General features: G+C 69.1%; 9 protein-coding genes. All 9 read right to left on the reverse strand.

All coding sequences use genetic code 11. The features are described from left to right. Window positions 1–5 precede the first annotated feature (5 nt). Window positions 6–740 carry an SDR family oxidoreductase gene (locus HFP15_RS33095; protein WP_168520836.1) on the reverse strand — a complete coding sequence of 245 codons (735 nt, stop codon included), beginning with the start codon at window positions 738–740 and terminating at the stop codon, window positions 6–8. Then, window positions 737–1,630, reverse strand: a complete 894-nt coding sequence (locus tag HFP15_RS33100; RefSeq protein WP_168520838.1) for a dihydrodipicolinate synthase family protein — start codon at window positions 1,628–1,630, stop codon at window positions 737–739. The genes HFP15_RS33095 and HFP15_RS33100 overlap by 4 nt, the downstream gene beginning before the upstream one ends. A gap of 38 nt (window positions 1,631–1,668) precedes the next feature. Next, the gene (locus tag HFP15_RS33105) at window positions 1,669–3,042 is read right to left on the reverse strand and encodes an aldehyde dehydrogenase family protein (RefSeq protein ID WP_168520840.1); all 1,374 of its coding nucleotides are present in this window, start codon (window positions 3,040–3,042) and stop codon (window positions 1,669–1,671) included. A 13-nt stretch (window positions 3,043–3,055) separates the two neighbouring features. Then, window positions 3,056–3,946 carry a dihydrodipicolinate synthase family protein gene (locus HFP15_RS33110; protein WP_168520842.1) on the reverse strand — a complete coding sequence of 297 codons (891 nt, stop codon included), beginning with the start codon at window positions 3,944–3,946 and terminating at the stop codon, window positions 3,056–3,058. Between the two features lie 77 nt (window positions 3,947–4,023). Beyond that, a complete protein-coding gene (locus tag HFP15_RS33115; protein ID WP_168520844.1) occupies window positions 4,024–5,496 on the reverse strand; it encodes an aldehyde dehydrogenase in 1,473 nt (490 codons plus the stop codon). A 47-nt stretch (window positions 5,497–5,543) separates the two neighbouring features. After that, on the reverse strand, window positions 5,544–6,593 hold the full coding sequence (locus tag HFP15_RS33120) for a proline racemase family protein (RefSeq protein ID WP_168520846.1): 1,050 nt from the start codon (window positions 6,591–6,593) through the stop codon (window positions 5,544–5,546). A 165-nt stretch (window positions 6,594–6,758) separates the two neighbouring features. Continuing rightward, on the reverse strand, window positions 6,759–7,349 hold the full coding sequence (locus HFP15_RS33125; protein WP_168520848.1) for a transporter substrate-binding domain-containing protein: 591 nt from the start codon (window positions 7,347–7,349) through the stop codon (window positions 6,759–6,761). Continuing rightward, window positions 7,346–9,253, reverse strand: coding sequence for an FAD/NAD(P)-binding protein (locus HFP15_RS33130; protein ID WP_168520849.1), 1,908 nt, complete (start codon window positions 9,251–9,253; stop codon window positions 7,346–7,348). The genes HFP15_RS33125 and HFP15_RS33130 overlap by 4 nt, the downstream gene beginning before the upstream one ends. Further along, the coding region (locus tag HFP15_RS44215) for a proline racemase family protein (RefSeq protein ID WP_168520851.1) at window positions 9,250–9,413 on the reverse strand (164 nt) is incomplete at its 5' end. The genes HFP15_RS44215 and HFP15_RS33130, both read right to left, overlap by 4 nt.

Raw genomic sequence — 9,413 nt, forward strand, 5'->3', positions numbered from 1 at the left:
GTGCTTCACGCTCCTTGTGACGTGGGAAGCAGGGTCAGCTCGCTGACCGACACGCTCGCCGGTTGGCTGAGCAGCCAGGTGACGGCTCGTGCCACGTCGCCGGGGGAGAGGGGAGTCACGTCGTGCAGCTCGGGAGTGCGGGCTGTCATGCGTGCCAGCGTGGCGGGCGAGTTGGCGGCGCGGAGTCCGGTGGCGGTGAGTCCGGGTTCGATAAGGCTCACGCGGATTCCGGTGGACGCCAGTTCCTGGCGGAGGCTGTCGGTGAAGGCGCGCAGGCCGGCTTTGGTGGCCGCGTAGACGGCCCGCCCGGGTGTGGGGCGCCGGCCGGAGATCGAGCCGATCACGACGATGTCGGCGCAGCCGCGTGGCCCTTCCGACGCCTTGAGCAGGTGCGGTAGGGCGGCTCGGACGCTCTCGGTGGTGCCGGTGAGGTTCACCGAGGTCATCGTTTCCCAGTCCGCGGGGGTGGCGTCGGTGACGTCGTCGATCAGCATGGTTCCCGCCGACGCGACGAGAACGTCCAGTCGCCCGAGCATCGCGGCGGCGCGGGTCACCGCGTCCTCGCAGCCGCTGGGGCGGGCGAGGTCGGCCCGCAGGGGCCGCACCCGCCCGCTGGTCTCCTGGTCGCGGCGAGCGGCGCTGATCACGTCCGCGCCGGCTCCGGCCAGGGACTGGGCGATCGCCCGGCCGATGCCGGACGACCCGCCCGTCACCAGGACGCCGGCCCCGCGGACCGTCATGCGAAGTAGGACGGGTCGAGGGCGGCGATGTGGCGCTCCAGGTCCTTGCGACCCTCGGCGCTGATCGAGGGAAGCGGTGCGCGGACCGGGCCGACCTCGTGTCCGAGCAGCTCGCATGCGGTTTTCACCGCGCTGGTGTACGGGTTCGAGGCCAGGCACACCACCAGGGGCAGCGTTTCGCGGGTCAGCCTGGCGAGGGTGGCCTCGTCACCGGTGCGCGCGGCCCTGATCATCTGTGCGTAGACCGGCATCATGAAGCTGAAGCTGCCCGTCACCAGCCCCAGCGCGCCGATGGTCAGCGCGGTGCCGACGAGCACGTCCTCGCCGCAGAACGTGCCGATCTCACCGGCATGCTCGGTGACGAGCGCGCTCAGCAGTAGTGCGTCGCCGCTGGAGTCCTTGACATAACGGATGTTGTCGTGGTCGCGGGCCAGGCTGGTGATCAGGTCGGTGTCCATCACCAGGCCGGTGCCGTTGGGGTAGTTGTAGAGCATGATCGGCAGTTGGGTGGAGGACGCGACGTCACCGAAGTACTCCTCGGCCGCGGTGTGCGACAGCGCCTCGTAGAACGGCGGCGCGACCATCACGCCGCTCGCCCCGGCGGACGCGGCGTGCTCGGTGTGCCTGATGGCTTCGGCGGTCGAGAGTCCGCCGGTCTGCGCGAACACCGGCACCCGGCCCGCGGCCTGGTCGGTCACGACGGTCACGACCTGCCGCCGTTCCTCGGGGGACAGCGCGATGAACTCGCCGGTTCCACCACAGGGAATGATGCCGTCCGCACCACCGGCGATGACGCGGTCGACCAGATCCCGCAACGGTTTCTCGGCGACCGCGGATCCGTCGGAGGTGAAGGGGGTGACGATCGCGGCGAATGCGCCCTGGATGCTCATGTCCTGCCTTTCGAGGTTTCTGTCTTGATTTTCGGGGCTCACGCGGCGGGCGGCGGCGCGAAGGTGACGGTACGGACCGACGAGTAGAAGTCCACTGCGGCCAGTCCCTGCTCACGGGGCCCGGCGCTGGAGTCCTTCTCGCCGCCGAAGGGAGCGTGGAAGTCGACACCCGTGGTCGGGGCGTTGACCTTGATCATCCCGGTGTCCAGTTCGCGGGTGACCGCGAGCAGAGGGCCGAGATCGCGCCCGTGCACGGAGGTGACGAGACCCTGGCTCACGCCGTTGGCGATCCGGACCGCCTCCTCGACGGAGGCCGCGGGCAGGATGGAGGTGATCGGGCCGAATGTCTCTTCCTGGTTCACGACGTGCTCGGCGGGCACGCCGCGCACCACCGTGGGTGCGGCGAAGCTGCCCTCGGCCGGTACGGACCAGCCGGTCAGGACCTCGCCGCCGGCCTCGTGCACCTTCGCGGCGGCGGCGCGCACACCGGCCACCGCGTCGTCCCCGATCACCGGACCGACCACAGTGGACAGCTCAGCCGGGTCGCCGACCTTCAGTTCTCGCACGGCCGCGAGCAACGCTTCGGTCAGTGGCGCGGGATCGCCGACCACGATGACCCGCCGGGTCGCCGTGCACTTCTGCCCGGCGTATCCCATCGCCGCGCCGGCGAGGACGCCGGCGGTGTGTTCCACAGGCGCGTCGGGCAGGACGATGGCGGCGTTCTGGCCACCCATTTCGGCCTGCGCCGGGATTCCTCGTGCGCTCGCCCGCGCCGACACCTGCCTTCCGACCAGTGTCGAACCGGTGAACGAGACCACGTCGGCCGCGTCGATGAGCGCGGTCGCGGTTTCCCGGCCGCCCGGTACGAGCTGGAACAGGCCGGCGGGCAGGGCGGCGGCGAGCACCGACTCCAGCAGGCGGGCGCAGGCCAGTGCCGGAGTGGCCGGCTTCAGGAGCACGGCGTTGCCCGCGGCCAGCGCGGGCAACGCCTTCCACAGCGGGATCGCCGCTGGGAAGTTCCATGGTGTGATCAGGCCGGCCACGCCGTGGGGACGGCGTTCGGTGTAGAGCAGGCCCGCTCCACCGGGCGGCAGAACGTCACCGGTGCGCAGCAGTGCGACCTGCGCGTAGTAGTCCACAATGGATCGGGAACGGGCGACCTCGCCGCGGGCTTCGGCGCGTGGCTTACCGACTTCCCGGACGATCAGGTCCTCGAGTTCCCCTGCCACCTCGGCGAGTCCGCGTGCGGCCGCGTTGAGGGCGGCGGCACGGGCAAATGCCCCCTGCGACCACCATTCCCGTGCCGCCGCGCGAGCGCGGCGCGTGGCCGCTGCCACGGCCGCGGGCTCGGTCGCCGGTTCCTTCGTCACCACGTCGCCCGGTTGTTGCGGGCTTCGACTTACCAGTGTCACGGCGGGAGATCTTTCAGTTCGTGGCGGACAACGCGGCGAAGGCCTGCTCGAAGTCCTTGCGAGCGCGGGCTTCGGATTCCGGGTCCAGCGGCAGCCGCGGCAGCCGGACGGGACCGCCGTAGCGCCCTGCCATGTCCATCGCGAGCTTGATGGCCTGGATGAAGGTGTGCCGCGAGTCCCAGGCGAACGCGTCGTGGACCTGCCGGTACAGCGGCAGCGCCTCGGCGAGGTTGCCCGCGACGGCGAGATCGTAGAGTTTGCGGCACTCCCGCGGGAACACGTTGGAAAAGCCGCCGATCCAGCCGACGGCGCCCACGAGGATCAGTTCCAGCAGCACGTCGTCCGCGCCGGCGAGCACGTCGATCTGCGGCGCGAGGCTGCGGATCTGGTGCGCCCGGCGGACGTCGCCGGAGAACTCCTTGACGGCCACGATGTTGTCGAACTCGCCGATGCGCGCGATCAGTTCGGGGGTGAGATCGACGTTGGTGTCGAACGGGTTGTTGTAAGCGATGACAGGCAGACCGACCTTCGAGATCTCGCGGTAGTGCGCGACAACCTCCTCCTCACCGGCCCGGTATGCCGACGGCGGCAGGGAAAGCACCCCGTGTGCGCCGGCTTCCTGTGCCTGTTCGGCCCAGCGGCGGGACTCGTCGGCGCCGTACGCGCCCGTGCCGGGAATGACCGAGAAGCCTTCGGGCGCTGCTTCCACTGCGGCGCGCACGACGTCGGCGCGCTCGGCCGGGGTGAGCACCTGGTACTCGCCGAGCGAGCCGTTCGGGCTGACGCCATCGCAACCGTTCGCGGCGAGCCACGCCACATGCTCCTGGACCTTGTCGAAGTTGATCGACAAATCGTCGTTGAGCGGCAGCGCCGCGGCGACCACGATTCCATGCCATACGGCCATGAGTTTCTCCATATCCAAAGGTGATCGGTAACGTGTTACCGAAGCTGACAGTGCGGCGCTGCACTCTCGCGGGCTGGTCAGCGGAGTGCGAACCAGGTGGTCTTCATTTCGGTGTACTGGTCGAAGGCTTCGATGCCCTTGTCGTATCCACCGAAGCCGGACGTCTTGTAACCGCCGAAGGGGGTCGTGATGTCGCCTTCGCTGTAGCAGTTGACCGAGACCGTCCCCGCCTGCAGTGCACGGGATACGCGGTGCGCTGCGTTGATGTCGTCGGTGAAGACCGACGCCGCCAAGCCGTAGGGCGAGTCGTTGGCGATGCGGATCGCCTCCTCCTCGGTGTCGAACGCGATCACCGACAGCACCGGGCCGAAGATCTCCTCGCGCGCGATCGACATCTCGGGGGTGACCTCGGTGAAGATCGTGGGTTCCACGAACCAGCCGCCGCTTTCCTGCCGGACCTGGCTCCCGCCGGTGGCCACGCGGGCGCCCGCGGCGACACCCGCCTCGATGTAGCCCATCACCTTGCGCAGATGGGCTTCCTCGATCATCGCGCCGACCTTGGTGTCCGGATCCTGCGGATCGCCGATGGTCCACGACGCGACCTGGGTGACCAGTTCGGACACCAGCTCGTCGCGCAGGCTGCGGTGGACGAGGATCCTGGAGCCGCAGGTGCAGTTCTCGCCCATGTTCCAGAACGCCGCCGAGGCCAGTTCCTCGGCGATCGAGGGCAGCCGGTGCCGCTGGTCGGCGAGTACGAGTTGCGGGCTCTTCCCACCGCACTCCAGCACGACCTTCTTGAGGTTGCTGTCGGCCGAGTAGCGCAGGAAGTGCCGGCCCACCTCGGTCGATCCCGTGAAGGTGACGACATCGACGTCCGGGTGCAGGCCCAAAGCCTTGCCCGTGACATGGCCCAGGCCCGGCACGACGTTGAAGACGCCGGCGGGAAGACCGGCTTCCGCCGCGAGTTCCGCCGTGCGCAGGGTGGAGAACGGCGACAGTTCCGCCGGTTTGATGACCACCGAATTGCCGGCGGCCAGCGCAGGACCGATCTTCCAGGACAGTGTGGCCATCGGGAAGTTCCACGGCAGCACGCCCGCGACCACGCCCACCGGCTCACGGGTGATCAGCCCGAGGTTGCCGGGCCCGGTGGGCGAGATCTGCCCGAACACCTTGTCGATGCTTTCGGCGTACCACCGGATCGTGCCGATAGCGTCGGGCACGTCGAGGGTGCGGCAGTCGGTGATCGGCTTGCCCGCGTCGATCGAGTCCAGCATCGCCAGCTCGTCGATGTGTTCGTCGAGGAGGTCGGCGAAGCGCAACAGCACGGCCTTACGCTCGGCGGGAGTGGCGCGACTCCAGATCCCGCTGTCGAAGGCGTCGCGCGCGGAGGCCACGGCGGCATCCACATCGGACTGCCCGCACGCGGCCACCGCGGCGATGACCTCTCCGGTGGCGGGGTTGACCGAATCGAAGGTTTCCTCGGTGAGCGGGGTCACCACCTTGCCGCCGATGAAGGGCTGGGTGATGATTTTCGGGCTGGGGTCGGACACGGTGCTCCTGTCGGGATCGTCGGTGGCTGAGGGAAGTGCCTGGTGGGTCAGATGAGCTCGAACCCGTCGGCGAGGACATCGAGTGGATCGGCGACGATCCGTGAGAAGCCGGTGACGTGAGCGCTTCCGGTCAGGACCGGCGTCACGGTCGGATGATCGCCGGTCTGGTCCACATCGGACGCTCGTACCGTGAAGCGGCTGTCGATGATGCTGCGCGTGGTCAGGGTGTCCCCGGCGCCGAGCTCACCGCGGCTGAGCAGCAGGGCCAGCAGGGCGCTGGACCCGGTGCCGCACGGCGAACGGTCGATCTCCCCGGGGGGCGCGACCACCACCACCCGGCACGACAGAGCGTCGAGCCGCTCGTAGAACATCACCTGGTACACGTCGAGCAGCTCACCTGTGCGGGGATCCCGCGGCGGGCTTTCGGCCAGGGTCGCCGCCAGCTCACGGGCGTAGGTGACGATGTCGAGCGCGGATCGGCGCTGTAAGGGCAGGCCGAGTTCGGCAGCGTCCACAGTGGCGTAGTAGTCGCCGCCGTAGCTCAGGTCGACCCGCACCCTGCGCTCACCCAGCACCTGGGTCCAGCTATGCGTGAGCGAGGAGGCAACGTTGGTCAGCTCGACCGTGCCGGCCACGCCCTGACCGCGGCGGATGCCGGCACGGACGAGCCCGGCGGGCGTCCTGATCGTGATGTCGCGCCTGCCCCCGGCCGCGACGCTTCCCGGCACCAGGCCGAATTCGTCGACGGCCACCGCGAGCCCGATCATGCAGTGCCCGCACATCGGCGGGTACGACCCGGGCTCGAGAATGACCGCGCCGAGGTCGTGATCGGGACCGGTGCTGGGCAGGGGGAGTACCGCACAGGTCAGCCCGCCGCCCCGGGGTTCGTGGACCAGCCGGCTCCGGACCCAGCCGGCCGACTCTCGCAGCCACGCACGCGCGCCGGCAACGTCGTGAATTTCTTCTGGTAGCGGGATTCCACCGACGATGATCCGGGTGGGATTGCCCGCTGTGTGCGTGTCGATCACGTCGAGCACCGCGCCCGGCCGGGCCGACAACCACTCCGCACCCATGGTCGCGAGATCGGCCCTGCGCATCGCACCTCAGCTCCTTATAATCGGTAACGGGTAACATTTTACTGTCGGGACGCAGTCGGGGGAAGAGCGGAAGCCCGCTTTCTTTCCTTGTGTGACAGGGAAGACGGGATCATTCCCCGTAGCTGGGTGGGGTGTCGCCGAGCCGGTAGACGGTCGGGTCGCTGATCATCCCGTAGTCCGTCTTCCATGTGGTGTGAATGGCTTTGTAGGTGCCGTTCGTGATGAGTGCGCGGTAGGCGGCGGCGATCGCCTCGGGCAGGCCGGCGACGTCGGCGGCGACGCGGGCTGGTAGTCCCCGGACTCGCGCACGATGAAGGAGTCGTAGTTGCTCCATTCGGTCACGAAGTCGGCGACCTGCAGGCGATCCTCGCGGACGAAGTACTCGCCCATGCCGATGTCGTATCGCTGCGCCTGGAGCCCGGTGAGGATGGAGGGGAAGTCGACGGCGGTGATCTCGGCCTCGAGCCCCATCGTCTGCGCGACGGCCGTGACCATCTCCGGGAGCACGCCGACCTGCTTGCCCGCCTCGTTGTACGAGTAGGGCTTGTAGTTGTTCATCATGGCGACCCGCAGCACGCCCCGTTCGCGCACCGGGGCAGGTACGAGCGCCTGCGCCGCCGCGTCGGTCTGAACCGCGGGTGCGGGAGAGCCGGAGGCTCGGATCGCCCGGTCGGCGTCCGAGCAGCCTGCCGCAAGTGCCAGCGCCGGGATCGCGAGGGCGAGTGAGCGCAGGATTCTTTGGCCTCGTCCGGTCACGGACACTCCTTGGGATTTCCGGGAAACTGCAACAGGTCGCGCGCCAGCGCGTCGTTCTGGCGGAAGAAGCCGGCGTTTTGCCGGGGCCGCGGAAACGCGTGTGCCCATCCGGCGCCGACCACCCAGGGGCCGGCCGCCCATCGCGCGGGGTGTGCCCGGCCGTCGGCGCCGACGAGCCGTCCGCCCTCGTCCACGATGATGCGTCCACTATGGATATCGGAAATACGGTCGGTGACCTCGTCGCGGGAGCCGAGCGAGCGCAGCAGCGGGTCGACGGTCCGGTTGATGTCGGCCGGCGGCAGCCGGGCGTCGATCAGACATCGCGCGGTGATCTCGCGATCGGACGTTTCGCTCGATGCGCGGAAGACCCCGGACTCCGCGTCCGCGGTAACCCGCAAACCGCCGCCGAGGAACACGACCACGCCGGCGTCGGCCATCGCGGCGAGCTGGGCGAGGCGTTCCGGCGGCGGGCCGCTCGTGACGTGGCTGAACAGGCCGTGCAGCCAGCCGTCGATGTCGCGCACGATCGAGGAGGCCGAGAGCTGCCGTGCCCGCACCATCTGCCCGAAAACGTCGTACACCGAGAAGAAGCCCAGTGCGACCGCCGAATCCACACTGCAACGGGGATCGTCGATGCGCGCGAGGTGTGCTCGCACGAAGTCGGTCACGTGCTGGTGGGTCTCCCGCAGATCGGCGAGATCCGCTCCGGCGAGCGGAGTTTCGATCGACGCCATGTCGAAACGGTCGTGCGGGTCGGGAATGGCCTGCTCGACCAGCGCGGTCAGCTCGGCGCTGCCGTATTCCGCCGCGGTCAGCTTCTCCAGGAACTCCGGCCAGGTCATGGTCACCCGCTCGGGATGTCCGTGGAACAGCTCGTGGCAGTGAGCGTAGAGGATTTCCCTGCACGCCAGCGGCCACAGGTCGACGGCGAAATTGGCCCTGCGCGGGTCCGGATGCCGATCGAGGACGGCCGCAACGTCGAAGAAGTGCGGCAGTGGGGGACGGGGACCGCGCAGGGGATGGGTGAGTTTCGGATGATAGGGAACGCCGCGCCGGGATCCGGCGTAAAGAATCGGTTCCTTGCCGGAAGGGCGGTATCGCAACCTGCCCTCGGAATCGGTCACGAAGCTCCCGCCACGGCTTTCGCCGAGTAACACCATCCAGTCGATGAAGGCCAGACCCAGCCCGCTGACGATCACGTTCTCCCCGGCTGGCACCTCGTCCGCGTCGCAGTCGGCGGTGTAGGCGGGCGGTACGTAGACCAGGCCGTGTGCGGCGGCGAAATCGCGGAAGGACTCTTCCCGCGAGCTGAGCTCGTCGTCGAGATGGCCCTGGGCGAGCACGACCTTGTCGGCCGGAATCGATCGTCCGGATGCTGTCCGGATCTGCTGCACCGGGCCGTCGACGATGTCGGTGACGGTGTCCTGGTGAGGCACGATGACGATGCGGTCGGGCGCGGTGGCCACGATGTGCTCGAAAGCCCAGCGCAGGTATTCGCTTTGCAGGCCACGCGACACGAACGTGTCGCCCGTGGCCGCGGCCGCTTCCTCGGCGAGTTCGGGGTCGGCGACCAGCGTCGCGCGATGTTCGGCGATCCATTCGGCGAGAGTCGGTCCCGTGCGGAGTTTCCCGCCGAGCACGCACGTTTCGTCGGCGAACACCGTCACGCCCGAGGCGGGTACGTTCATCCACAGCAACGAGGGCTGATCGCGCCGCCACACCCGGCCGCCGCCGACCGGATAGGGATCGAAGACGTGCACCACGACCTTTCCGGTACCCGGGGGAAGGGCGGCGGCGTTGGCGCACAGGCTGTCGAGGATGCCGAGGCACCGGGGTCCTCCGCCGACGATGGCGATGGCGAGGTCGGTGTCCTCGCCATGCGCGGGATTGCGTCTGTCCGTCATGCACGGTCCTTGCCATTGCGGCCGCGGCGCGCTGCGTCGGTGGCGTAGCCGACGCCGAAGCCGTGGGGGTAGGGGTCGTCGGGGTCGAGGTGGAAGGTGGTGGTGGCGGTGATGAAGGCGCGGCCGCGGATGGTGGGGATGACGGCGGTGGTGTCGCCGA

The organism is Amycolatopsis acididurans (assembly GCF_012328925.1).
GTDB lineage: Bacteria > Actinomycetota > Actinomycetes > Mycobacteriales > Pseudonocardiaceae > Amycolatopsis_E > Amycolatopsis_E acididurans.